The sequence below is a fragment of the Burkholderia sp. AW33-5 genome (genome assembly GCF_053427615.1).
In genome coordinates this window covers 37,069-61,008 of record NZ_JBSAXA010000016.1, presented here as the reverse complement: position 1 = coordinate 61,008, position 23,940 = coordinate 37,069, and the positions used below count along the sequence as shown (strand labels likewise).

Sequence of the window (23,940 nt, the reverse complement as noted above, 5' to 3'; positions counted from 1 at the left end):
ACCCACTCACTGAACGAAAGGAGAAACACCATGGCACGCAAGCTCGACAACAAGATCGCACTCGTCACCGGCGGCACCAGCGGCATCGGCCTCGCCACCGCGCAGCGCTTCGCGGCGGAAGGCGCGCACGTCTACCTGACCGGCCGCCGCCAGGCCGAACTCGATGCCGCGGTCAACGCGATCCGCGAAGGCGGCGGCAACGCGACGGGCGTACGCGTCGACTCCACGAAGCTCGACGAACTCGACGCGCTCTATGCGCAAATCAACGAAGAACACGGGCGCCTCGACGTGCTGTTCGCGAACGCCGGTGGCGGTTCGATGCTGCCGTTCGGCAGCATCACGGAAGAACACTTCGACGACACCTTCAATCGCAACGTGAAAGGCGTGCTGTTCACGGTGCAAAAGGCGTTGCCGCTGCTCGCCGACGGCGCATCGGTGATCCTTACCGGCTCGACGGCCGGCAGCGCGGGCACCGCTGCATTCAGCGTGTATTCGGCTTCGAAGGCAGCGGTGCGCGCGTTTGCTCGCAGCTGGATTCTCGATCTGAAGGAGCGCCGCATCCGCGTGAACACGATCAGCCCGGGCGCAACCCGCACGCCGGGCCTGCTCGACCTCGCCGGCCAGGACGCCGCGCAACGGCAAGGTCTCGCCGATTACCTGGCCGCGCAGATTCCGATGGGGCGTCTGGGCGAGCCGGAAGAGATCGCGGGCGCCGCACTGTTCCTCGCGTCGGACGACGCGAGCTTCGTGAACGGCATCGAATTGTTCGTCGATGGCGGCCAGCAGCAGATCTGAGCGTGGTGCAGGGTGCACGGGGGCGGGGAAACGTATCCCGCTCGCGTCCGAAAGTCCGGTATGTGCATGCACGTGCATCCCCGAACATCGCCAATACTTCGGGATACAGAATGAATATGAAGCGCGGCCGGAAAGTGATGAGAGCGGTCGCGTGACGTGGCGAGGCTTCAGCCGCCCCGGTTGCCTGGGGCGGCTTCCTTGCGCTTCGCCGCCGTACGCGAAAACTGCATCTGATATTCGCTTGGCGACAATCCGGTCTTGCGCTTGAACAGCTGCCGAAAGGTGCTGACGTCGCCGTAACCGACGCGCTGACTTACGGCCTCGAGCCCGATCGGCCGCGTTTCCAGCGGACGTTTCGCCACCTCGACCCGCAGATTCTGCAGATACGTCAACGGCGCCAACCCGACCGCTTCCTTGAAACGGCGATTGAGCGTGCGTTCGCTGACTGCCAGCGATGCCGCCAGATCGCTCAGCCGGAACCCTTGCTGCAACGTCGCCTCCATCCGCTGTTGGGCACGCGCGACCAGCGTATCGGCATGCCCGTGCTCGTCGAGGAGCGTGGCAAAGGACGCCTGTGAAGTCCGGTTCATGTCGATCAGCAGCGCCTTCGCGGTCATCGCGGCAAGCGCTTCGCCGGCAAATGCCTCCACCAGGCGTACGGCGAGATTCAGATAGGACGTCACGGAGCCGCTCGAGATGATGCCGTCCTGCTCGAGCAGCAGTTCGTGCGCGCGAACTTCGACACGCGGATAGCGACGCGCGAAATCCCCCGCCCTCGCCCAGTGCGTCGTTGCGGCACGGCCATCGAGCAGGCCCGCCTCGGCAAGCAGGTAATTAGCCGTGCAATATGCCGCCAGCATGGCGCCCGCCTTGCGTTGGCGCCGCAGCGCGGAAGTCAGTTCGTTCAACTGTTCGCGGCTGCCGATGAACTCCTCGATATGCGCAAAAAAAGGAGCGGTCAGCAGAACGGCGTCCGCCCGTTTGCGCGGATCGATCCTGCCGTCGACCGGAACGATCTGGCCCGAGGCAGCCGTGACGGGCTGCCCGTCGAGGGACTCCACACGCCATGTGAACAACGGCGCGGATCGCGCGCCCGGCGCAGCCCTGCGTGCATGGAACTGGTTGGCGGCACTGAAAACATCGACCGGCCCCGCGACGCCGGACGCGAGAATGCCGTCATAGACCCAGATGCGGATGATTGCCATTGGATGTCCGAATTTCCCTGCATAGTGGCGATACTGCCACTTTCCGGCACAGGCGTAAACCGCGACCATGGCGCCATCCGATCAACTGAAAGCAGGAGTTTCGCCATGCCGATGATCGACGCACTGTGGCCTGAACACGCGTTGACGCCCGACGCCGAGGCGCGCCTCGTCCGGGAACTGACCGACATCCTCATCCGCACGGAAGGGTACGATCCCGCCAGCCCGGCGGTTCAGCGGGTGACCGTATTTCATCTGCACCGGCCCGCCGCGATCTACGTCGGCGGCGAACGTACCGAAACGGTACGCTACCGGGTCATTCCCTCCGTGCCCGAAGGGCAATACACCGACGAATCGCGTCGGTCGCTCGTCAAGAACGTGACGGAAGCGGTGGCGCGCGCGGAGGGCCGGCCCTTCGACGAGGTCGCACCGCGCGTGTGGGTCTTTCCGACCGAGATACCGGACGGCGCATGGGGCACGCGCGGCGCGATCTGGACACTGCCTGACATCCATGCACTTCTGGCGGGCGAATCCGAGCGCGGCGCCGGCGTCGAACGCCTTGCGCGACGACGCCGGGAAAAAGCGCGCATTGCACTCGCGGCAGCGCTCGATGCCGCCAACGCGGGCGCCACGCGTCATTCATGAAAGGAGCGATCGACATGAAATTCAACGACACGGCCGCCGTGATGAAACCCGCCGACGGTCCGCCGCGATGGCTGGCGAACCTCGCCGAAAACGCGACGCTGGAAGCCACCGTCCTGAAGCGCCCGATCGAGGGACGCGCCGATATTCTCAGCGTGATCAAACACGCGGTCTCGCTCTACGAATTCCAGCAGCATGCGTACAAGGGCATGGTCGGCGACGGTCTGTATCTGGAATCCTATCGATCACGGATTCACGGCGTGCCGATCGAGACCGTGGTCGTCGCACACATGAACGAACGGGGCGAAACGGACGCCGTGGTCATCAATCACCGTCCGCTCGGCGCCGCGCTTCTGTTCTCGCAACTGATGCGGGAGCGCGTCGACGAGCGATTCCGTGCGTGCTATCTGTCGGAGCCGGAAGCCGCCGCGCTGAATGCGGCCTCCGTATCGCCGCAATGTTCGGGGCCGCATGATGAAACGCTTCCTGCTTGACCTGGCGACAGCTTTCCTGCTGCTCGCTTTTGCTGGAGTTTCCATGGCACAACCGACTCCGATGCCGACCACGCCCACCACGAAGATTCTGGCGGTCGGCACCTTCCCGCCGGGCACGGACATGCAGCGCGTCCAGACCATTCTTCCGACTGAAGTGCGCGAAACGGCGCAGCTGTACCTCGATGGCAAGATCGACCAGTGGTATTCACTGCAGGACCGCGCCGGCGTAGTGTTCATCCTGAACGTGACCGACATGGATCAAGCGCATCGGATGCTGGAAGAACTCCCGCTGGGCAAGGCGCACTTGATGACGTTCTCGCTGCTGCCGATAGGCCCGTTGAAGCCATTGACCAAGCTTTTGAATCCGCCTTCCCCGTGACAGGAAACGCTGAAATGCGTCGGGCTACGCTGCCCGACCGGATGAAAGAGCAAGTTCGCGGGCTGCGCGACGCCGGTCACATCGGCCCGGGAAAAGAGAACGGCGCACGCTTTTCGGCGCGCGATGGATTTCTGAAACGGCGATGCGCGATTTTCCCGCGCAATTTTCGCCCTGAACGAGAGGCAAGATCATGCTTGAACCCGTAACGAAGGCAACCCTGTTCCCCGCATTAGCCGCGGGCATTCCCGCGTGCTCGATCGTGCCGGCATCGTCGGCGCCTGTGTCGGAGATTACCGTCGGCGACCTGCAGGTCAATGCCGACATCACGCTGCGTCGTATGGTCTACCGCCCCGCGCGTCCGAAAGGCACCGTGCTGTTCCTGCACGGCTTCCCGGAAACGATGCTTGCATGGAAGCCGATTGCGGCGTCATTGTCCGGCGAGTACGAGGTGCATGCGTTCGACTGGCCGGGCTATGGACAATCGTCGCGCCCACCTGCCGATCGCTTTTCCTACGCGCCGAAGGATTATGCCCGCGTGCTGGAAGACTATCTCCGCGTGTCGGGCATCGATCGTTCGACCCTGGTGATCTATGCGACGGATATCGGGGCGTTGCCCGTGCTGCTCGCGGCACTGGAGCATCCGAATATCGCAATGAAAGTCATCGTTGGCGACTTTGCCCCATTCAATCGCCCGCAATATATGTACGAAAGCCTGCAAGCGCTGAAGTCGAAGCCTTCGTCGGACATCGTGCGTGCAGCGATGAACAAGAATCGTGACGAAATCCTCGCCAATACATTCTTTCGCGGCATGTCGGCGGCGGAGCGCTATGCATTGCCCGACGAGTTCAGCGACGATATCGCGAAAGGCTGGGACGGCGATGTCACGGCGGCAGACGCCTTCTTCCATTACTACGCGTGCTTCACGCGAGACCAGGACCATTTCGAAGCCAACATGGCCGATCTGAAAGTCCCCGTGAAGGTGGTGTGGGGTGAACAGGATATCTACATCAAGAAGGAAATGGGCATCGAGTACGCGAACCGTAACGGCGTGGCGCTTTCGATTCTTCCCGGACTCGGCCATTTTCCGCATCTGCAGGCACCCGCCCAGACGGTGAACGAAGTTCGGGCGGCGTTCAACGCAGGCGGCAATCGCCGGAGCGACTAGAGCGACCGTTCGTCGCCTGCCATGTCGCTCGCGACGGCGTGGTCGCGGGCACCGACGACGGCACGCCGGACCGTGCGCAGCGCAAAAACGCGCTGAGCCCCCGCAAAACCGCGATAATCGGGCGTTGAACGTTCGGCTTGCGCGAGCCGGGCGCGGCGTGCGTATGTCCGGTCGCACGCCGCGCCGCACCGCGTCGCGTCCGTCCGTGACGACCACCCGATTCCACCCCACGCCCCGATGCCCGAGGATTTCCACTTCCTGTTGCTGCCCGGCTTCTCCGCGCTCGGCTTCATGTCGGCGGTCGAACCGCTGCGCGTCGCGAACCGTTTTCGCACCGAGCTGTACCGCTGGCACGTGATCAGCGCGGAGGGCGCGCCCGTCGCTGCGAGCAACGGCATCCCGGTCGCCGCCGAAGCCGCGTACGCGGACGTCGCGCAGGTCGAGACGGTGTTCGTCGTCGCCGGCTTCGATCCGCTCGTGTGCTACGACCGCGCGCTCGGCGACTGGCTGCGCCGCCAGAACCGGCGCGGCGCGACGCTCGGCGGCATCGACACCGGCAGCTTCGTGCTGGCGGAAGCCGGGCTGTTCGACGCATCGCAAACGCTCACGCTGCACTGGGAAGCGCTCGCCGCGTTCCGCGAACGCTACCCGGGCCTGAACGCGACGCAGGAACTGTTCGAGATCGACGATCGGCGCATCACCTGCGCGGGCGGCACCGCGTCGATCGACATGATGCTCGACCTGATCGGCAGGCGGCACGGCGCCGACCTCGCGGCGGCGATCTCCGAGCAGTTCGTCGTCAGCCGCATCCGGCAACGCTCGGACAGCCAGCGGCTCGAGATCGCCGCGCGCTACGGCGTGCACAACCGCAAGCTGATCCAGGTGATCGACACGATGCAGCGGCATATGGAAAGCCCGCTCGGCTCCGACGCGCTCGCGCAGGACGTGTCGATCACGCGGCGCCAGCTCGAACGGCTGTTCAGCGCGACGCTGAACGACACGCCGACACGCTTCTACCTGAACCTGCGCCTCGATCGCGCCCGCGAGCTGCTGCAGCAGACCGACATGAGCATCACGTCGGTGTGCGTCGCATGCGGCTTCGAATCGCCGTCTCATTTCTCGCGCACGTATCGCGCGCGCTTCGGCGTGAGCCCGCGCAGCGACCGCCGCGCGACGCGCTGAGCGGAGCCGCTTTTACGTACAATCCGGCGCGCTATTGCGCGCTTCGGCAGCGTTTCGCGTCAATCGATGAACAATGCCGCCGATTGATCGACGGACCGAATCGGCCTTCGAAAATAAATTGCAATGTCGTCGAAAATATTCTGTAACATACCTCGCAATTAGATAGGCAGCCCTAAGGAGATGAGAGCCCGGGCCTGCGCACGTCGCGCCACGCGGGCTGCCAAACCGCCATCAATGCCGATCCGAGGGGTATGACATGACGATGCTCGCTTCGCCGTCGCCGCACCTGCCTGCCGTTCGCTTCCCCGCCGCCTTTCCGCTCCGATTCTTTTCGACCTGACGCTTAGTTCTCCTCAGTCAGTCGAATCTCCCTGCACCGCTTCGTCGCACCGGTTCCATCGAGCCGGCGCGCGGGCCGTGTCGTGCCTGCTCGCCACGAGCGCGCGGGTGTGTCCAACCGTTGAGATGAGGATCACGTATGCAGACATCACGCAAAGCAATGCCGCTCGCCCTGGGTCTCGCGCTCGGTTTCGGCATCGTCGGCGGCAGCGCGGCCGATACCAAGGTCGCGAATCCGCAGGCATCGAGCCTGCGCGAAAGCCTGACGCGCGGCGTGGCACCGGCCGCGGCCAAGGCCGATACCGCCGCCGGCCAGTTCCGCGCGGACGGCGTCGCCGTCACGCTGTACAACCCCGCGTATCGCGCGAAGAAGGCGGCCGCCACGCCCGCCGCCACCGCGCGCGATTTCGTCGCATCGCAGGCGACGCAGCTCGGGCTCGATCCGGCCGCGCTCGCGAGCCTCGCGGTCACGTCGGAGCGCGACGACGCCGATTTCACCGTCGTGCGCTTCCAGCAGCAGGCGGCCGGGCTGCCCGTGTACGGCAGCGACATCGCGGTGACGGTCGCGAAGGACGGCCGCATCCTGTACGTCGCGAGCAACACGATCAACGGCGTGGTCGCCACCGCGCGCAAGGCGCAGGCCGTCGACCAGCAGCAGGCGCTCGACCGCGCGCGCGCGTATCTCGGCGTCGGCGGCTTCACGAACCTCGACGCGCAGCTCGTCGCGTTCGTCGACAAGGCCGGCACGCATACCGCATGGAAGGTGCGCGGCCGCCCGCAGGACGGCCCGAAAGGCGACTGGGAACTGCTGATCGACGCGGGCAGCGGCGAAGTGCTGCGCGCCGAGGACAAGGCGTTCTATGCGACCGACGGCACCGGTTTCGTGTTCCGGCCCGATCCGCTTTCGTCGACGAAGAGCAGCTACGGCAGCACGGGCTACAAGGACAACAACGACGCGGACTCCACGCAGCTCACGGCCTCGCGCGTACGCGTGACGCTGAAGGATCTTGCGCAATCGAATTCACGCTACGTGCTGTCGGGCCCGTATGCGTCGTGCGTCGATTTCGATGCGCCTCGCGACAACGCGTGCCCGGCACAGGCAACGCCCGCGTTCGAGTTCACGCGCGGCAATCTGTACTTCGAGGCGGTGAACACGTATTACCACATCGACACGTTTCTTCGTTACGTGAACCAGACGCTCGGCATCAAGGCGATGCCGTACCAGTACACGGGCGGCGTGCAGTACGACCCGCACGGCGAATCGGGCGACGACAACTCGTCGTACTCGTCGAGCAGCGGCCGGCTCACCTTCGGGCAGGGCGGTGTCGACGATGCGGAGGATGCGGACGTCGTGATCCACGAGCTCGGCCACGGCATCCACGACTGGGTGACCAACGGCGGCCTGTCGCAGCAGGAAGGCCTGTCGGAAGGCACGGGCGACTATCTCGCCGCCGCGTACAGCCGCGACTTCAACCAATGGAGCCCGTCGGACGCGCAGTATCACTGGGTCTACAACTGGGACGGCCACAACGAATACTGGGGCGGCCGCGTGACGAACTGGAACGTCGGTCGCACCTACGCGCAGGCACGCGGCGCGGAGATCCACACGGCCGGCCAGTACTGGGCGTCGTGCAACCTCGTCGCGCGCGACGCGATCGGCGCACAGGCGATGGACAAGGCGTTCCTGAAGGGGCTGTCGATGACCAACAGCTCGACGAACCAGAAGGCCGCCGCGCAAGCGGTGCTGACGGCCGCCGCCGCGCTCGGCTACAGCAGCGCGCAGCTCACGGCGATCGGCAACGCGTACAACAAGAGCTGCACGTACGGCGTGACCGTGCCGCAGAAGTCGTAATTCCGCAGCAGGCGGGGCGGCGTCGCACGACCTGCGGCGCGCCCTCTTCCTCGACATCGCCATCCTCACGAGATCGAACATGCCTACTCTGACATTGACCCGCCTGAGCGCCGCGCTGGGCGGCATGCTGCTGACCGCCGCCGCGCACGCGACGCCGGTGTGGATCACGCTCGGCGACACCGCTTTCCGTCAGCTTCAACGCATCGATGCGAGCGCGACCGCGCAGTACAGCACGACGGTCGACGCCGGCAAGACGGCCGACGGCGCCGCGCGCCGCGAAACCGTGCACGTCGTCGAGATCGACGATGCGCGGCTCGGAGAACTCGCCCACGCGGTACACCATGCGCGCGGCCACGGGCCCGGCTACATCGTGCACGACTCGTTCGACGACGCACGCCAGGCGTTGCAGCCGATACCCGCGACGCTCGCGAAACAGGCGGCCGCGACGGCTTACACGGTGTCGAACGCACCGCAGATCAAGACCTGGATCCAGCAACTGCAGGCCAGTAACATCGTCGGCACGATCACGTCGATGTCCGGCTTCACGAACCGCTACTACACGACGTCGCACGGCGTCGCCGCATCGGACTGGCTCGCGCTGCAGTGGAAGCAACTGGCCGGCTCGCGCACCGACATCGCCGTCGAACAGTTCGCGCATACGGGCTTTCCGCAGAAATCCGTCATCCTGACGATCCGCGGCAGCGATCCCGCCGCGGGCACGGTCGTGCTGGGCGGCCACCTCGATTCGACGGTCGGCCGCACGACGGAAAACACGCGCTCGCCCGGCGCCGACGACGATGCGTCCGGCATTGCCAGCCTCACCGAAGCGCTGCGCGTGCTGCTCGCGAACGGCTACCGGCCGAAGCGGACGATCAAGTTCGTCGGCTACGCGGCCGAGGAAGCCGGTCTGCTCGGATCGAAGGCGATCGCCAAGCAGTTCCGCACGCAGAATGCGAACGTGGTCGGCGTGCTGCAGCTCGACATGACGAACTACAAGGGCGATCCGAAAGACATCTACCTGATCACCGACTACACGAACGCCGCGCAGAACACCTATCTGACGAATCTGGCGAAGACCTACCTGCCGGAACTCGCGATCGGCACGTCGCAGTGCGGGTATGCCTGTTCGGATCACGCGTCGTGGAATGCGCAGGGCTATCCGGCGTCGTTCCCGTTCGAGGCCGACCAGAACGACAGTCCGTATATCCATACCGTGAACGACACGCTGGAGAATTCGGACCGGCAGGCGAACCACGCGCTGAAGTTCGGGAAGCTGGCGCTCGCGTATGCCGTCGATCTCGGCGGTGACGGCACTGCGACCGTCAAGCACTGACGGGGCCGCGGTCGCTCAACGCCTCGCCGAACGGGCGCGCGTCACGTGCGCCCGTTCGAGTCCAATTTCCCGTTCCGGATAGAATCGTCGTCCGATCACTTCCGCGACACAGTGCACCTCCATGACCGACTTCTCCCGCTCCGCCGACGATCTCTCGCCCGAGCGCGTCACGACCGCCTTCGACCTGCCCGGCCACACGACCGTCCGTTCGCTCGGCGTCGCGCAGGGCATCATCGTGCGTTCGCGCTCGATCGTCGGCTCGTTCGGTGCCTCGCTGCAAACCATTTTCGGCGGCAACATCACGCTCTATACGTCGCTGTGCGAGAGAGCGCGGCAGCAAGCGTTCGACAAGATGCTCGCCGACGCGCGCAAGCTCGGTGCGAACGCGATCGTCGCGATGCGCTACGACTCGACCGATATCGGGTCGGGCATCACGGAAGTCATCTGCTACGGCACGGCCGTGCGCGTGACGCAGGACGCCTGACGCGCGTCACACGTCGCGTTCGAGCGACTTCATGTTGGTCAGCTGAGGAAACAGCTTCATCCACGTCAGCGCGACGGCGATCGTCGCCGCGCCGCCGACGACGATCGCGGCCGGCGCGCCCCACCACGCCGCCGTCACGCCCGATTCGAATTCGCCGAGCTGATTCGACGTGCCGATGAACAACGAGTTGACCGCGCTCACGCGGCCAAGCATGTCGTCGGACGTACGCAGCTGCACGAGCGACAGGCGCACGACGACGCTCACCACGTCCGACGCCCCCAACGCCGCCAGCGCGACGAGCGACACCGCGAAATGCCTCGACAGCCCGAACACGATCGTTGCGATGCCGAACGCGATCACGCCGCCGAACATCGCGCGGCCCGGCCGCCCCTTCAGCGGAAAACGCGTGAGCCACAGCGTGCCCGCGAGCGCGCCGACCGCGGGCGCCGCGCGCAACGCGCCGAGCCCCCACGGCCCGACCTGCAGGATGTCGCGCGCATAGATCGGCAACAGCGCGGTCGCGCCGCCGAACAGCACCGCGAACAGGTCGAGCGACAGCGCACCGAGGATCGCCGGTTCGCGCCGGATGAACGCGATACCGGAAAACACCGAACGCAGCGTGACCGGTTCGCGCGCGGGGGGCGCACTGCGCAGCGGAATCGTGCCGCTCAGCACCGCCGCGATCGCGAACGCGACGACGCTCGTGCCGAACGCGGCGGGCGCGCCAACGCCATACAGCAGCCCGCCGAACGCCGGCCCGAGAATCTGCGCGGCCTGGTTCGCTGACGTCGACAGCGCGGTCGCGCGCGGCAGGTCGCCGCGCGGCACGACGGCGGGCAGCAGCGACGACACCGACGGCGATTCGAACGCGCGCGCGGTGCCGACGATCGCCGCGAGCGCATACACGCCCGGCGCGGTGAGCCCCCCTGTCGCGGCGCCGAGCAGGAACACGCCGGCGGCCAGCGCCTCGACGCTCTGGCAGATCGTCGCGATGCGCCGGCGATCGTAACGGTCGGCCACCTGACCGACGACGAGCGTCAGCGCGAACATCGGCACGAACTGCGCGAGCCCGACGAGACCAAGCGCGAACGCGCTGTGCGTCAGCGCATAGACGTACCAGCCGATCGCGACCGACAGGATCTGGAACGCGAGCGACGACATCACGCGCGTGCCCCAGAAGCGCTGGAACGGTGCGTGGCGGAACAGGTTGGCGGGTAACGGCGACGGCGAACGGGATTCGGGTAACGGGGCGGTCATCGGAGGGATGTGCGGGAGCGGGCGATCGGCGAGACGCACGGCGCGTCAAACCGCGATGATATCGCCAACCGCCGAAACCGCGTCTCGCGCGCGTCCGTGATGCACGGCGGCCCGCCTTACAAAAAAAAAAAGCGCGAACCGCGGTTCGCGCCAAAGAGAGACCTCGCTGAAGACGTCGAATGAACTACCCTGCCCCCGCTCAGAACGAATGCCGCATCCCGATCCGCACGTCGGCCTGCGTCTGCGTCGTCGACGGCGTGAAGCTGTAGCCGATCACCGCATCGACACCCTGCGAAGCACGCAGGTAGTCGCCGGAGATGTACACGTCGGTGCGCTTCGACAGCAGGTAGTGCAGGCCGGCCGTGCCCTGGTTCCAGTGGTGACCTTCGAAGCGCGTGTGCTGGTAGCCCGCGATGAAGCTCAACGCCGGCGTGAACTGGTACAGGCCGCCGCCTTCGTAGACCTGCATGTGCGACGACTGGCCGAAGCCCTTGATCGTCGTGTACGAGAAGTTCGCGTCGAGCGACAGCTTGCCGATCGTGTAGCTCGTGCCGATGCCGAACGTGCCCTGGCTGTCGACGTCCATCGCGGTGTTCGCGAACAGGTCGGTGCGCGCGCCGGTCGCCGGATCGACGGTCACGGTCTGCTGGCCGAGGAACGTATGCGTGCCGATCATCGCGTACGGGTCGAACGCGTAGATGCCGTTCGGGTTGTTCAGGCGCGTGTAAGCGGCGCCGATCGAGAAGTCGCCTTTCGTGTAGCTTGCACCCGCGCTCCATGCGCTGTTGCGATGGAAGTTGCCGGCGACGTTGCCGAACGAGTACATCGCGCCGAACTTGAAGCCGCTCAGGTCGTTCGACAGGAACTTGACCGAGTTCGGCAGGCGGTCGCCGTTGAAGCGGTCGAAGTCGCCCTGGTGGATCGCGTAGCCGCTGCCCCATGCCGAGATGTTGTAGATCGACACGAGCTCGTTGGTGATGTCCAGCTGGTTGCCGAACGACAGCGTGCCCCAGTCGTTCTGGAGACCGACATAAGCCTGCCGCCCGAACTCCGCCCCGCCGAAGCCGAGCTGCCCGTTGCCGAGGTGGAAGCCGCTCTCCAGCGCGAACACGGCCTTCAGGCCGCCGCCGAGATCTTCCGTGCCTTTCAGGCCGAAGCGGTTCCCGTACGAGACGCCGTCATCGAACTTGACCACGTGCGAACCGCCCGTGTTGTTCACGTACGTAATGCCCGCATCGAGAATCCCGTACAGCGTCACGCTGCTCTGCGCGTGGCCGATGGCGGGAATACAGGCCGTGCATGCCAGCGCGGCGGCTACGGCAACTTTCTTTTGCTTCATTGTCGACCACCCTCCCTGAACCCTTCGATGGAAAGAACCGTGGCCTGGCGCGCGCAGCAATACGCCGGCTGATTCGAATTCGGTACGTCCGCTGGCTTCGGCATTTCGTTTTCCGCAATAACGGAGCCATTGGCGAAAAATACAAACCCATATTTCAGGCCACCCGTCTGAAGGCGACACTAAATGGTCTTGATGCGACGGTTCGGGAAAACACGGAGACGGGCGGCACGGCAAAAAACGGCCGCCCCGAGGCAGATCAGCGGGCGTCGAGCGCCGCGCGCACGGCCGGCAGGGCCGGCGTGCCGGATGCGGTCGTGACGCCGTCCAGCCAGCCCTCGACGAGCGCCGGGTCGGCCTTCAGCACGTGCTGCGCCGCGAGCGCGGGCGACGTCTTGTTGTCGAGCATGTCGGCGATCATCCGATTCTCGACGTCCACGGAGAACGTCATCTGCCGGAACAGCCGCGCCAGGTTCGCGCACTGGCCGGCAAAGCCCGGGCGCGTCACCGTGTTGACGGTCGCGCCGCCATAGTTCGGGCCGAAATACGCGTCGCCGCCCGACAGGTAGGTCAGGTGAAACTTCGTATTCATCAGATGCGGCTCCCACGCGAGAAAGACGATCCAGCGCTTGTCCCGCACCGCGCGCTCGACCTGCGTGAGCATCCCCGTCTCGCTCGATTCGACGAGCGACCAGTTCGCGGACCCGAGCACATGGTCGGACAGCATCCGCTTGATGTTCTGGTTCGCGGGCGCGCCGGGCTCGATCCCGTAGATCTTGCCGCCGAAGCGGTCCGCGTAGCGCGCGAGATCGGCGAACGTGTGCACGCCCGCGGCCGCGACGTAGTCGGGCACGGCCAGCGTGAACTTCGCGCCGCTCAAGTTCGCGTGCAGCACGTCGATCGACTTCTCGTCGACGAACGGCTTCACGAGCGGCGCCTGCGCGGGCATCCAGTTGCCGAGGAACACGTCGACCTGCCCTTTCTTCAAGCCCTGGTACGTGATCGGCACCGACAGGTTCGCGACGTCCTGCCGGTAGCCCAGCGCCTTCAGCACGACGCCGGCCATCGCGTTCGTCGCGTCGATGTCGGTCCAGCCGGGCGCCGCCATCTTCACGTCGCGACACGTCTGCGGATCGGCGGCGTGCGCGGACTGCATCGCCGCCACGCACGCGGTCGCGGCGAGCGCCGTGCCGAGCCTCCGGATTGCTGCATTGCATTGTCGTTTCATGATTCGCTTCCTCCGTCGTTCGTCAATGACCGCGATGCGGTACGTTCAGCGCCCGACGCGCGGAAAGCGCGCCATCGCTTCGAGCGTGTCGAGTTCGATGTGATTGCGCATGTAGCGCTGGCTCGCATCGGTGAATGGCTGCCAGTCCCATGCCTGGATGCGGCCCTGCGTCGTCGCAGCGTAATGGAAGCGGCGACGACGCTGGCTCGCGCGCACCTGCGCGTCGAGTTCCGGCAGGTTCCAGCGCCGCGCGGCCTCCGTACGGAACGCGGCGAGCACGTCGGCGGCTTCGGGCAGGCCGGCCAGGTTCGTACGCTCGCGCGGATCGTCGGCGAGGTTGTAGAGCTGGTCGGGATCGGCCGGGCAATGCACGTACTTCCAGTCGCCGCGGCGGATCATCACGACCGGCGCGACCGCCCCTTCCGCGAGGTATTCTCCCAGCGCGACGTCGTGCGCGGGCGCACCCCGCAGATGCGGCACGAGGCTCGCGCCGTCGACCGGGTCGGGCCAGCCGCCGGCCGGCGCCGCGCCGGCCAGGTCGACGAGCGTCGGCAGCAGGTCGACGTGCGACACGGGTCCGCGCACGCGCGCGGCCTCGAAGCGGCCCGGCGCGTGGACGATCAGCGGCACCCGGCAGCCGCCCTCGAAGAACGTCATCTTGTACCAGAGTCCGCGCTCGCCGAGCATGTCGCCGTGGTCGGACGTGACGATCACGATCGTGTCGTCGGCGAACCCGCATTGCTCGAGCGCGGCCAGCACGCTGCCGAATTGCGCGTCGACGTAGGACGTCGCGCCATAGTAGGCGCGGCGCGCGGCGCGGATCTGCGCGTCGGTCGGCGGCGTGCGGTCGTTTTCGCAGACGAAGCGCAGCCGCTGCGAATGCGGATCGCTTTCGGCCGCATCGAGCCGCACGACCGGCATGTCGATCTCGTCGTCGCTGTACAGATCCCAGTATTCGCGCGTGATCGCGTACGGATCGTGCGGATGCGTCAGCGACACGACCATGCAGAACGGCCGCTCGTCATGCCCGGCCGCACGCTCGCGCGCGACGTCGTACAGCTTCTGCTTCGCCGCGAACGTGACCTCGTCGTCGAAGTCGAGCTGGTTCGTGCGCACGCACGGGCCGGCCTCGAGCACCGAACTCATGTTGTGATACCAGCTCGGCCGCTCGGTCGGGCGGTCCCAGTCGGGCACCCAGCCGAAGTCGGCGGGATAGATGTCGGTCGTCAGCCGTTCCTCGAAGCCGTGCAGCTGGTCGGGGCCGCAGAAATGCATCTTGCCGGACAGCATCGTGCGGTAGCCGCCTGCGCGCAGGTAATGCGCGAAGGTCAGCGTTTGCGCCGGCAATTCGGCGGCGTTATCGTAGGCGCCGATACCCGACGGCAGCTTGCCGGTCAGCAGCGAGAAACGCGATGGCGCGCACAGCGGGCTCGCGCAATACGCGGCATCGAACACCACGCCTTGCGCGGCGAGCCGGTCGAGCGTCGGCGTGCGTGCGACGCGATTGCCGTAGGCCGGCAACGCGAACGGCGTCAACTGGTCGGCCATCAGGATCAGGATGTTGGGAGTCGGGTTCGTCATCGGCGGTCGTGGGGAAATCGGTGTTCGAACGGAACGGTGCGACGCTTGTGCAGCGGCGCGGCCAGCATGGCGGACGCAGCCTGAAGAAAGTGCCGCGCGCACCGGCCGCGACTGGCTAGAATCGCGGAAGAACCGGCACGGTGCCGTGCCGTCCGAAGCACTATCCCCCGCCCGAATTCGCGCGGGAAGGCGTCCGGCCCTTATGGGGCCATTAGAGAGACTTATGTCGAAATCCGAACCGTTACCGTCGATGCAGGCGCTGCGCGCGTTCGAATCGGCCGCCCGTCTCCAGAGCTTCACGGCCGCCGCGCGCGAACTCGGCTCGACGCAGCCGGCCGTGAGCCAGCAGGTGTTCCAGCTCGAGGCGGAACTCGGCGTGCCGCTGTTCGAGCGCAGCCCGCGCGGCGTCACGCTGACGAGCGACGGCCAGTGCCTGTACGAAGCCGTGCGGGTGAGCCTCGACACGCTGCGCGGCGCCACCGCGACGCTGCGCGCGCGCCGCGAGCATGGCGCGCTCACGATCGTCACGGATTTCGGTTTCGCGACCTACTGGCTGATGCCGCGCCTCGCGGGCCTGAAGCGCGTGATGCCGGACGTCGACGTGCGGGTCGTCACGTCACAGGATTACGATGCGCAGCGCGACCACGCCGACATCGCGATCCTGTTCGGCGACGGCCACTGGCCGTCGTGCACCGCCGCGCGGCTCTTTCCGGAATCCGTCACGCCGGTCTGCTCGCCCGCGTTCCGCGCCGCGCATCCGCACGTCGCCCGGCCCGACCATCTGCGTGCGCTGCCGCTGCTGCACGTGCAGCCGACGCGCCCCGAACGCTGGCTGTCGTGGGCCGGATGGTTCGACGCGCATGGCCTTGATGCGCCGGCCGCCGCGCGCGGCGTGACCTTCAACAGCTATGCGCTCGTGATCCATGCCGCGCTGCTCGGCGAGGGCGTCGCCCTCGGCTGGTCGCCGCTCGTCGACGAGCTCGTCGCGTCCGGGCAGCTCGTGAAGCTCGTCGACGCGCCCGTCGTCACGTCGCGCGGCTACTTCCTCGTGCGTCCGCCGCAACGCCCCGAGCCGGACGCGACCCACGTGTTCCGGCGCTGGCTGCTGGATGCGTGCGCACCTGCGTGAACGGTCGTCCAGCCGTCCAGCCGTCCAGCCGTCCAGCGGATAGTCGCCTGACGCCGGCCGGGTTGGCGATGACCGCCCCGCTTGACGCCCGCCGCCCGCCCCGCACGCAGCCCCGCCCTCGTCCCCCAGCCGCGCTGGCGCGCCGATACCAGCCACACGGCGGGTTGGTTCTATCCGCGTCAGAAACGTCCTGATTCACTTGAGTCTCCCGCTACCCGCGTAGCCTGGCGCCCCGGCGCGCCGCCGCGCGGGTTTGCGCTCCATGACTCCGAGGAATCTCATGACCGCCGACTCACGCCCCGATCAATTCGTCCTGACGCTGTCGTGCCCGAGCGCGGCCGGCCAGGTCGCCGCCGTCGTCGGCTTTCTCGAGCGCCATCGCTGCTATGTCGATGCGCTGAACGTGTTCGACGACGATCTCAGCAACCGCTTCTTCGTGCGCTGCGTGTTTCATCCGACGGATGAGACGCTGCAGATCGATGCGTTGCGCCAGGAGTTCGGGCCGATCGCGACCGCGCTCGGCGGTGGCGGCGAAGGCGACACGCAATGGGCGATCCACGACGTGAACGCGCGCCCGAAAGTGCTGATCATGGTGTCGAAGCTCGAGCACTGCCTCGCCGACCTGCTGTTCCGCTGGCGGATGGGCGAGCTGAAGATGGACATCGTCGGCATCGTGTCGAACCATCCGGATTTCGAACCGCTCGCCGTGCAGCACGGGCTGCCGTTCCGCCACTTCCCGATCACGGCCGACACCAAGGCGCAGCAGGAAGCGCAGTGGCTCGACTTCTTCGAATCGAGCGGTGCCGAACTCGTGATCCTCGCGCGCTACATGCAGGTGCTGTCGCAGGAAACCAGCGCGAAGCTCGCGAACCGCGCGATCAATATCCATCACTCGTTCCTGCCCGGCTTCAAGGGCGCGAAGCCGTATCACCAGGCGCACGCGCGCGGCGTGAAGCTGATCGGCGCGACCGCGCACTTCGTGACCGACGATCTCGACGAAGGTCCGATCATCGAGCAGGTGGTCGAGCGCGTCGATCACGCACTGCGTCCCGAACAACTGCTCGCGGTGGGCCGCGACGTCGAATGCATCACGCTTGCACGCGCGGTGAAGGCGTTCATCGAGCGCCGCGTGTTCCTGAACGGCGACCGGACGGTGGTGTTTCCGTAAGCGGGATGGCGCGTACCCCGACCGGAACGCCGCGTGTCCGTCAAGCTTTGACACGCGACGCAAGCTGCGCCAGCAGGCGCGCGACCTCGTCCGGTTTCGGGAAATCCACGGTGCGCAGCACCAGCCGCGCGGCGGCGTCGAAGAAAAACACCTGCCCCGTGTGCCGATCGGCACCGGTCGCGCGCCCGTTCAGGAAATCGAGCCAAGCGTCCAGTCGCCCGGCCTCGGGAATCGCGCCCGTCCAGACAGAACCCGCGCCGAATTTCGCGAGCCAGCGCTGCATCGCCCGGGGCGTATCGCCAAACGGGTCGATGCTTGCCGACACCAGTTGCAGCGGCAACTGCCCGCCCCGGGGAAGCGCGGCCTGCACCTGTGCGAAAAGCGCGCCCTGAATCGGACAGGTCGCGCTGCAGCCGGTGAACATCAATTGCAACGCCGTCGCTTTGCCCGTCAACAGCGCACGCATCGTCGTCCCACGGGCAGACTGAGTGACCAATCCGATGTCTGGAGCGCTCCGCGGCGGATTCACCGCACCGGCCTGGTTGTGCGCGGCCGCAAACCTGCCGGCGCCCGCCAGCGTCATCCAGCAAGCCGCGCGCAGCACCGCCCTGCGTGTCGGGGAATGTGTCATGCGATCACTCCGGAAAACATCACGCGTATCGGCAACGCGGCGCAAGCCGCAGCTGTCGACGGACAACCGTCGACGAGACGCCGGTCGTCATTCGGCATGGATCAGATAGCGCCACAAGTCCGAGCACTGATCCCGCGTGAGCGCATAACGCGGCATCGCCTCGTTGATCATCACGTCGTCGGGACCGATGCCGTCGCGCAGCACCCGGCAAAATGATGCGACGTCGTACGCGCTTGCCGGACCACCGCGCCGCACGCGACTATCGAGCAGGCGCGATGCCGTCAGCGCAGGGGCAAAGCCTGCCTGTCCGGCACGCCCGGCGCCGGCATGGCAGTTCGCACAGCGTGTCGCCAGTGGAGGCAACGCGTCGTCGTGGCCCGCAAGCGTCGCCGTCGCCGACAACGTTCCGTCGAACAGATATCGTCCGCGCTCGAATCGCACGTCGCGCGCCAGGCCGTCGTCCGGCTCGCGATGCCATGCGTATCCGATCGCACCGACGCCGGCCGCCAGCAAGATCGCCAGCACGACCCGACGCGTACGCGGCGAAACACGCGTATTCGTCCGCCCCCGGACCATCACGGACCATAAATCACGCTCAGCGCGTTCACATAGTTCCCGCTCGCGCCGGCGAATCCATAAATCTTTCTACCTGCCGGCACCGTGTAGTCGAACGAGGTGCTGGTCGTCTGTCCGAGATTGCCGCCGTACGGACCGTAGGTCTGGCCCGTATTCGACACGAACGAGACTTGCGTAATCGTCTTGTCGATATTCGAGACGCCCGACTTGCCGTACACGCGAACCAGGTATTGCCCGGCCGGCAGCCTGAAGCTGACGGCGCCGCCGCCTGTTCCGCCGTGCGACGGCAGTACGCCCGAACTGGTCACGCCCTGGATGTTGTCCAGCCACCAGCCGCCGCGCAGATTGACGCCAACGAGCGGCAGTCCGGGTTGCACCGGGTCCGAGAACGCGGTGCCGGCCGCCGGCGTGCCATACGTCGGGCCGGTCACGAACGTACCCGGCGCATAGGCTTCGTCGCCACCGATCTGCAATACGTAGGCAGTGACGGACGCCAGATCGGCGGCGCCAAGGCTCAGGTTCGCATGCGCGGCAATCGCGGCGTCGACCGTGGGCGCGGAGCCATCGTGAAGGTACGGCGCGGTGGCCCACACGTCGCGCAGGGTCGGCGTGTCGAAACCCGGCAGCACACCGCCCAACCGCTTGCCGCTGCCGGGATACAGCGTGCCGATGTCGTGCAGATCCGAGGTCGACGTGCCGGAAAACGTAAAGCTGTCGGTGAAGTTGACGCCGCCATGGCAACTGGCGCAGTTCGCCGCGAAGACCGCCTTGCCGGCGATCGCGGCATTCGTCAGCGTGCCGTCCTGGTTCCGGTACGGACTCGGACTGAACACGTCGAGCGACGTCACGTACGCGGCAAGCGCGTCGAGATCCGCGCTCACACCAGCCTTCGGATCGCCGAGCGGCTGGCTGCGCGTGCCCGTGTTGAACTGCGCATTGGTCATCAGCCCAGTGCCCTGCTCGAATACCCGGATCTGGCCTTCGAAGTCCTGGATCTCGTCGAAATTCGCGCTCCAGTGCTTGTTGCCGTGGCCGCCCGCCCTGCCGAGCATGCTGATCGTATCGCGCAGCCCTTCGCCGAGGCTCGTGAAATCCCAGACCCGGCCGTCCCCGCCGCCCTCGTTATGGCAACTCGCGCAGCTCATCCAGCGGTCGCGCGCGAGACGCGGATCGTGTGCGTCGTAGAAAAGCTGCTTGCCGAGCAGCACGCTGGCCGGCAGCTTCTCGACGCCGATCGCGGAAATCGTCGCGACCTGCGGCAGGCGCAGAGTACCGAACTGCAGCAGCGGATTCAGGTCGTAGACCGACACAGTGCGATCCATGAAATTGTTCACGTACAGCTTCGTGCCGTCCGACGACAGGTCCAGCCCGTCCGGCGCTCGCCCCGCGGCGACGCGCAGCAGTTCACGCCGTCCCGCCGCGTCGAGCACGGCGATCTCGCGCGAGGTTTCGAGCGCGACGAACAGATACGCGCCATTCGGATGATAGGCAGCCGCGGTGGCGAATCCGCTGTTCAGATGGAAGACCCGGCCGGGCAGGTCCTCGGTATTCGCGATCAGATCCAGATGCGATGTAACGGCACGCACCGTCGTTTCGAAGTCGAGGGGCTGACCGTCGCGATACGCGCCGCGCTGGATGTTGTCCTGCTTCGACGGCACCCACGCGTTCGCGCCGTCCGGCGAAATGGCCGGCGCGCCCACATAGTTCGGCACGCCGCGCCCCGACACCAGCGTATCCGGCATCGCGCTGAACCGCAGCACGAACTGGCGCACCTTCGCGAGCGACGCGGGGTCGAGCTCCGTCACGGCGCCGCCGGTCGGCTGGCCGTTGACGCTCGTCAGGACGGTTTTCGTGCTTTCTCCGGGCTGCGGCGCGGTGATGAAGCGGCTCGCCAGCAGACGCGAGCCGGACGCGCTCATCGCGAGATGGCGCACACCGGGCACGGCGACGCTCGCGATCCGCGCGAGGCTGCCGTCGAACTTGAGCACCTGGCCGCTGGCCTCGAGGCCGACGTAAGTGCTGCCGTCCGGCCCGACGATCACGCCGTACGGCTGCGACCCGCGCGGCAGCGCGACAGTATTCAGGACTGCCAGCGTATCGGTGCTGATCACGCTCAGGCTCGCCCCCTCCTTGTTCGTCACGATCGCGGTCGTACCGCGGATCGCGACCGTGCGCGGCTGCGACCCGACCGGAATTTCGCCGACCAGCGTGTTGCCGGCCGTATCGATCACCGACACACTGCCGTTGTCCGGATTGACGACCCAGAGGCGATCGCTCGCGCCCTTGCGCTTCTCCACCGCGATATCGGTCGAGCGCGCCGCGCTCCCGCCGGTGTTGCCGCCGCTCGTCACCGCCTGCACGAAATTGCGCGTCACGACCGTCCCGTTCGAGCTGGCCGCGCTCACCGTCACCGTATAGACGCCCGGCGTCGCGTACGTATAGCTCGCGGTGTTGGCGGTGGTCGGCTGCGTCGTCGGACTCCCGTCACCGAAATTCCACGTGTAGCTGAAGTTGCCCGCCCCGGCATCGACCGTGTAATTCGCCATGCCGCCGCTCACGATCGCCGGAGCGCTCACCGGCCGGATCGCCGGAATCGGCGGATGGATGACCCAGTTGAAGCTCGTGCTGGCCGTGCCACCGTTGCCGTCGCTGACGGTCGCATTCACGACATACGTGCCTGCCGTGGTCGGGAATCCGGCGATCACGCCGGTCGATGCGTTGATGAGCAGGCCCGGCGGCAATCCGGTCGCCGAATAGGTCAGCGCGCGATTGCCCGGCTCGCTCGCCGACAGCGTCACCGAAGTCTCGACGCCCACGTAGGAGGTCGGCGGAACCGGTGTCGCGAGGACCGGCGCGATCGGTGCGGACGTCACGGGCGCATACAGCGCGCCGATCGCGTTCAGGTAATCGCCGGCGCTGCCGGTAAAGCCGACGATCTGCATGCCGGCCGGCACCGTGTAATCGAACGGCGTGGTATGCGTCTGCCCCTGGTTCAGCCCGTACGGGCCGAAGGTTTGCCCCGTGTTGGTGACGAAGCTGAGCTGGGTGATCGTCGAACCGCCGGCGACGCCGTACATGCGGACCAGATATTGCCCGGCCGGCACCGTGAAGCCGACCGCATTGCCACCTGCGCCGCCGTGCGGCGCAAGCGCGCCGGACGCACGGACACCCTGGATGTTGTCGAGCCACCATCCTCCGCGCACGTTGACACCCGTCAGCGCGCCGCCGCCAGAATCGGAAAACGATGCGCCGGCACCCGGCGTTCCGTATACCGGGCCCGCGACCGGCGCGGTCGTCGCCAAATTGATGTCCCATTGCAGCGTCGAGCTGACCCGGCTGCTCCCGTTCGATACGACGATCGTCGGAAAGTACGTGCCTTGCGTCGTGGGCGTGCCCGCGACGACGCCCGTCGCCGCGTTGATGGCAAGCCCCGGCGGCAGGCCCGACGCGGAATACGAGATGGTCGGGCCGCCGTTCGCGCCGGCCTGCACGCCGAGCGAAACCGGATAGCCGACGAAGCTCGCCTGCGAGTCGGGCGCAACGAGCGTCGGTGCCCCGCTGCCGCCGATCGTGATCATCTTCGCGACCGACGGCGTGCCGTTCGCATTCATCGCAAACAGCATGTACGTACCCGGCACCGCCCAGCCGGGATTGCTCGGCACATCGATCTGGTAGCTGTTGGCGCCGTTGCTGCTGAACGTCAGCGACAGGCGCCGCTGATCGTTGTTCACCGTGTGGGTGGTGGCCGCGAGACGGACCAGCGAAAAACCCGCGACGGCCGAATCCGTCGACACGTTGATCGCGCTGCCGTAGCTGGCATAGCCCGGCGCGCTCGTGATCGTGGGACGAGGTGCGGGCGTCCCGTCGGTGTTGAGCAGATAGTTCGGTGTGAGAATCTGCAGATCCGGATGGTTCGCCGCGCACCCGGCGCCGCACAGCCCGCCGCCGGCGACGAGCACGCGTGCATCCGCCAGCAGAACGGCCACGCTGTGATAGTTGCGCGGAATGGCCATCGGCGGCAGCGCCGTAAACGTCTCGGTAACGGGATCGAAGACCTCCGGCCGCATGACCGAGTTGCTGTCAGTGAACTGGCCGCCGACCGTCATCCCGCCGAGAATCATCACCTGACCGTCCGGCAGCACGACCGAGTTCTGGTACGACCGCGCGTAGTTCATCGGATTGATCTTGCGCACGTTGACGCCGGCATTCAGGTTGATGACATACGCCGCCGCGCTCGACGGCGCGTTCATGTTCTGCGGCGAGCCGCCGACTTTCAGAACCTTGCCAGTGTCGTACATCACGGTGTTGCCGTGGAACGCGAACGCATCGTCGCCGCGCATGCCCGCGCTCGTGACGCTCCCGTTGCCGCGCGTGTCGATCCAGTGCATCGCCTCGCCCGGGCCTGCGTGAAAGGTCTTGCCGTTCCCGGCCGGAATAAGCCACAGGTGGCTGTCGGCTACGTACGGGTCGGGGGAACTCTGCCCCGGCTCCAGAAACGGCGCAATCGGCACACCGGTCAGTTGGCTCCAGGTTCCGGTCGACGGCGACCACAGTTCGGCGTTCTTCGAAGCCGTGCCGCCAAGCCAGGATCCGCCCAGCGTGAGCACCGTGCCGTCGGCCAGGACCGTATTCGAGTTGTAGGCACGCGGAATGTTTAGTAGTCCAGACGACGACCAGGCGTTGCGCGCGGGATCGTAGATACTGGTTTTCGCATTGTCGCCGCCGCCCGTGATCAGCAGGCGGCCGTCGGCGAGATTGCTCGTCCCGGAGCAGAACATTTCGTGGCCGGTATTGCTGACGAGCGTGTCCGACGACGTGTTGGTGGCCGGATCGTAGATCGTCGAATAGGTCATGCCACCGGGGCCGACCGTGAAGCTGAATCTCGAATCCGCGGAGAACAGCAGAACCTTGCCGCTCGGCAACGTCGAGGCGAACGAGGGCACGAGCGACAGCGTCGTCACACCGGACCATTGCGACTGCGACGGCGTGGCCGTCGCCATGAGCCGGCTGCGCTGATTGGCGATGGAAGACATGAAGTCCTCGCGCTCGACGGCGTTCTTCGACCCACCGCTACACGCGTGGAGCACGGCCGCGGCGGCCAGGATCAACAAAACGGGAAATCGACGCGCGGGAATTTTCATGGCGAATTCTTATCGGATTGTCTGGC

Annotated in this window: 19 protein-coding genes; 11 read left to right on the top strand and 8 right to left on the bottom strand. The window is 66.5% G+C overall.

What is annotated here, in order from left to right; translation table 11 throughout:
* Positions 1–30 precede the first annotated feature (30 nt).
* Complete coding sequence (locus ACV22V_RS23090; RefSeq protein ID WP_059702324.1) at positions 31–795, top strand: SDR family NAD(P)-dependent oxidoreductase; 765 nt, start codon at positions 31–33, stop codon at positions 793–795.
* 167 nt (positions 796–962) lie between these two features.
* On the opposite strand, the gene ACV22V_RS23085 is transcribed toward ACV22V_RS23090, so the two are convergent.
* Complete coding sequence (locus ACV22V_RS23085; RefSeq protein ID WP_448015655.1) at positions 963–2,000, bottom strand: GlxA family transcriptional regulator; 1,038 nt, start codon at positions 1,998–2,000, stop codon at positions 963–965.
* Between the two features lie 105 nt (positions 2,001–2,105).
* Between ACV22V_RS23085 and ACV22V_RS23080 the strand changes: the two genes are divergently transcribed.
* From ACV22V_RS23080 to ACV22V_RS23045, 8 genes are all read left to right on the top strand, one after another.
* Positions 2,106–2,642 (top strand): tautomerase family protein, encoded by a 537-nt coding sequence (locus ACV22V_RS23080; protein WP_448015654.1) that lies wholly within the window; start codon positions 2,106–2,108, stop codon positions 2,640–2,642.
* A gap of 14 nt (positions 2,643–2,656) precedes the next feature.
* Positions 2,657–3,133, top strand: coding sequence for a hypothetical protein (locus ACV22V_RS23075; protein ID WP_448015653.1), 477 nt, complete (start codon positions 2,657–2,659; stop codon positions 3,131–3,133).
* Positions 3,114–3,512, top strand: coding sequence for a muconolactone Delta-isomerase family protein (locus tag ACV22V_RS23070; protein WP_448015652.1), 399 nt, complete (start codon positions 3,114–3,116; stop codon positions 3,510–3,512). Before ACV22V_RS23075 ends, ACV22V_RS23070 begins: the two co-directional genes overlap by 20 nt.
* 190 nt (positions 3,513–3,702) lie before the next feature.
* Complete coding sequence (locus ACV22V_RS23065) at positions 3,703–4,677, top strand: alpha/beta fold hydrolase (protein ID WP_448015651.1); 975 nt, start codon at positions 3,703–3,705, stop codon at positions 4,675–4,677.
* A 237-nt stretch (positions 4,678–4,914) separates the two neighbouring features.
* A complete protein-coding gene (locus ACV22V_RS23060; protein ID WP_448015650.1) occupies positions 4,915–5,859 on the top strand; it encodes a GlxA family transcriptional regulator in 945 nt (314 codons plus the stop codon).
* Between the two features lie 478 nt (positions 5,860–6,337).
* Positions 6,338–8,050, top strand: coding sequence for a M36 family metallopeptidase (locus tag ACV22V_RS23055; protein WP_448015649.1), 1,713 nt, complete (start codon positions 6,338–6,340; stop codon positions 8,048–8,050).
* 79 nt (positions 8,051–8,129) lie between these two features.
* Entirely contained in the window at positions 8,130–9,383 is a 1,254-nt protein-coding gene (locus ACV22V_RS23050; RefSeq protein WP_448015648.1) for a M20/M25/M40 family metallo-hydrolase, read from the top strand.
* Positions 9,384–9,504: 121 nt separating this feature from the next.
* Positions 9,505–9,867 carry a YbjQ family protein gene (locus ACV22V_RS23045; RefSeq protein ID WP_448015647.1) on the top strand — a complete coding sequence of 121 codons (363 nt, stop codon included), beginning with the start codon at positions 9,505–9,507 and terminating at the stop codon, positions 9,865–9,867.
* 6 nt (positions 9,868–9,873) lie between these two features.
* Here the strand turns inward: ACV22V_RS23045 and ACV22V_RS23040 are convergent, their stop codons facing one another.
* The 4 genes from ACV22V_RS23040 to betC form a co-directional block, all read right to left on the bottom strand.
* Positions 9,874–11,124 (bottom strand): MFS transporter, encoded by a 1,251-nt coding sequence (locus ACV22V_RS23040; protein WP_448015646.1) that lies wholly within the window; start codon positions 11,122–11,124, stop codon positions 9,874–9,876.
* A 199-nt stretch (positions 11,125–11,323) separates the two neighbouring features.
* Positions 11,324–12,463 carry a porin gene (locus ACV22V_RS23035; RefSeq protein ID WP_448015645.1) on the bottom strand — a complete coding sequence of 380 codons (1,140 nt, stop codon included), beginning with the start codon at positions 12,461–12,463 and terminating at the stop codon, positions 11,324–11,326.
* 256 nt (positions 12,464–12,719) lie between these two features.
* Entirely contained in the window at positions 12,720–13,688 is a 969-nt protein-coding gene (gene choX / locus ACV22V_RS23030) for a choline ABC transporter substrate-binding protein (RefSeq protein ID WP_448015644.1), read from the bottom strand.
* 45 nt (positions 13,689–13,733) lie between these two features.
* A complete protein-coding gene (betC, locus tag ACV22V_RS23025) occupies positions 13,734–15,269 on the bottom strand; it encodes a choline-sulfatase (protein WP_448015643.1) in 1,536 nt (511 codons plus the stop codon).
* A gap of 202 nt (positions 15,270–15,471) precedes the next feature.
* Between betC and ACV22V_RS23020 the strand changes: the two genes are divergently transcribed.
* Complete coding sequence (locus tag ACV22V_RS23020) at positions 15,472–16,398, top strand: choline sulfate utilization transcriptional regulator (protein WP_063888615.1); 927 nt, start codon at positions 15,472–15,474, stop codon at positions 16,396–16,398.
* 280 nt (positions 16,399–16,678) lie between these two features.
* Positions 16,679–17,566, top strand: coding sequence for a formyltetrahydrofolate deformylase (purU, locus tag ACV22V_RS23015; RefSeq protein WP_059451749.1), 888 nt, complete (start codon positions 16,679–16,681; stop codon positions 17,564–17,566).
* Positions 17,567–17,606: 40 nt separating this feature from the next.
* Here purU and ACV22V_RS23010 read toward each other — a convergent pair whose 3' ends face one another.
* From ACV22V_RS23010 to ACV22V_RS23000, 3 genes are all read right to left on the bottom strand, one after another.
* Positions 17,607–18,197 carry an SCO family protein gene (locus ACV22V_RS23010; protein WP_448015642.1) on the bottom strand — a complete coding sequence of 197 codons (591 nt, stop codon included), beginning with the start codon at positions 18,195–18,197 and terminating at the stop codon, positions 17,607–17,609.
* An 87-nt stretch (positions 18,198–18,284) separates the two neighbouring features.
* Positions 18,285–18,722 (bottom strand): hypothetical protein, encoded by a 438-nt coding sequence (locus ACV22V_RS23005; RefSeq protein WP_448015641.1) that lies wholly within the window; start codon positions 18,720–18,722, stop codon positions 18,285–18,287.
* A gap of 50 nt (positions 18,723–18,772) precedes the next feature.
* The gene (locus tag ACV22V_RS23000) at positions 18,773–23,806 is read right to left on the bottom strand and encodes a jacalin-like lectin (protein WP_448015640.1); all 5,034 of its coding nucleotides are present in this window, start codon (positions 23,804–23,806) and stop codon (positions 18,773–18,775) included.
* Between the last annotated feature and the right edge of the window lie 134 nt (positions 23,807–23,940).

Bases quoted from the DNA above. Each gene is read 5' to 3' on its own strand.
- ACV22V_RS23090 (WP_059702324.1), top strand. From the start codon at position 31: ATGGCACGCAAGCTCGACAACAAGATCGCACTCGTCACCGGCGGCACC.
- ACV22V_RS23085 (WP_448015655.1), bottom strand. From the start codon at position 2,000: ATGGCAATCATCCGCATCTGGGTCTATGACGGCATTCTCGCGTCCGGC.
- ACV22V_RS23080 (WP_448015654.1), top strand. From the start codon at position 2,106: ATGCCGATGATCGACGCACTGTGGCCTGAACACGCGTTGACGCCCGAC.
- ACV22V_RS23075 (WP_448015653.1), top strand. From the start codon at position 2,657: ATGAAATTCAACGACACGGCCGCCGTGATGAAACCCGCCGACGGTCCG.
- ACV22V_RS23070 (WP_448015652.1), top strand. From the start codon at position 3,114: ATGAAACGCTTCCTGCTTGACCTGGCGACAGCTTTCCTGCTGCTCGCT.
- ACV22V_RS23065 (WP_448015651.1), top strand. From the start codon at position 3,703: ATGCTTGAACCCGTAACGAAGGCAACCCTGTTCCCCGCATTAGCCGCG.
- ACV22V_RS23060 (WP_448015650.1), top strand. From the start codon at position 4,915: ATGCCCGAGGATTTCCACTTCCTGTTGCTGCCCGGCTTCTCCGCGCTC.
- ACV22V_RS23055 (WP_448015649.1), top strand. From the start codon at position 6,338: ATGCAGACATCACGCAAAGCAATGCCGCTCGCCCTGGGTCTCGCGCTC.
- ACV22V_RS23050 (WP_448015648.1), top strand. From the start codon at position 8,130: ATGCCTACTCTGACATTGACCCGCCTGAGCGCCGCGCTGGGCGGCATG.
- ACV22V_RS23045 (WP_448015647.1), top strand. From the start codon at position 9,505: ATGACCGACTTCTCCCGCTCCGCCGACGATCTCTCGCCCGAGCGCGTC.
- ACV22V_RS23040 (WP_448015646.1), bottom strand. From the start codon at position 11,124: ATGACCGCCCCGTTACCCGAATCCCGTTCGCCGTCGCCGTTACCCGCC.
- ACV22V_RS23035 (WP_448015645.1), bottom strand. From the start codon at position 12,463: ATGAAGCAAAAGAAAGTTGCCGTAGCCGCCGCGCTGGCATGCACGGCC.
- choX (WP_448015644.1), bottom strand. From the start codon at position 13,688: ATGAAACGACAATGCAATGCAGCAATCCGGAGGCTCGGCACGGCGCTC.
- betC (WP_448015643.1), bottom strand. From the start codon at position 15,269: ATGACGAACCCGACTCCCAACATCCTGATCCTGATGGCCGACCAGTTG.
- ACV22V_RS23020 (WP_063888615.1), top strand. From the start codon at position 15,472: ATGGGGCCATTAGAGAGACTTATGTCGAAATCCGAACCGTTACCGTCG.
- purU (WP_059451749.1), top strand. From the start codon at position 16,679: ATGACCGCCGACTCACGCCCCGATCAATTCGTCCTGACGCTGTCGTGC.
- ACV22V_RS23010 (WP_448015642.1), bottom strand. From the start codon at position 18,197: ATGACACATTCCCCGACACGCAGGGCGGTGCTGCGCGCGGCTTGCTGG.
- ACV22V_RS23000 (WP_448015640.1), bottom strand. From the start codon at position 23,806: ATGTCTTCCATCGCCAATCAGCGCAGCCGGCTCATGGCGACGGCCACG.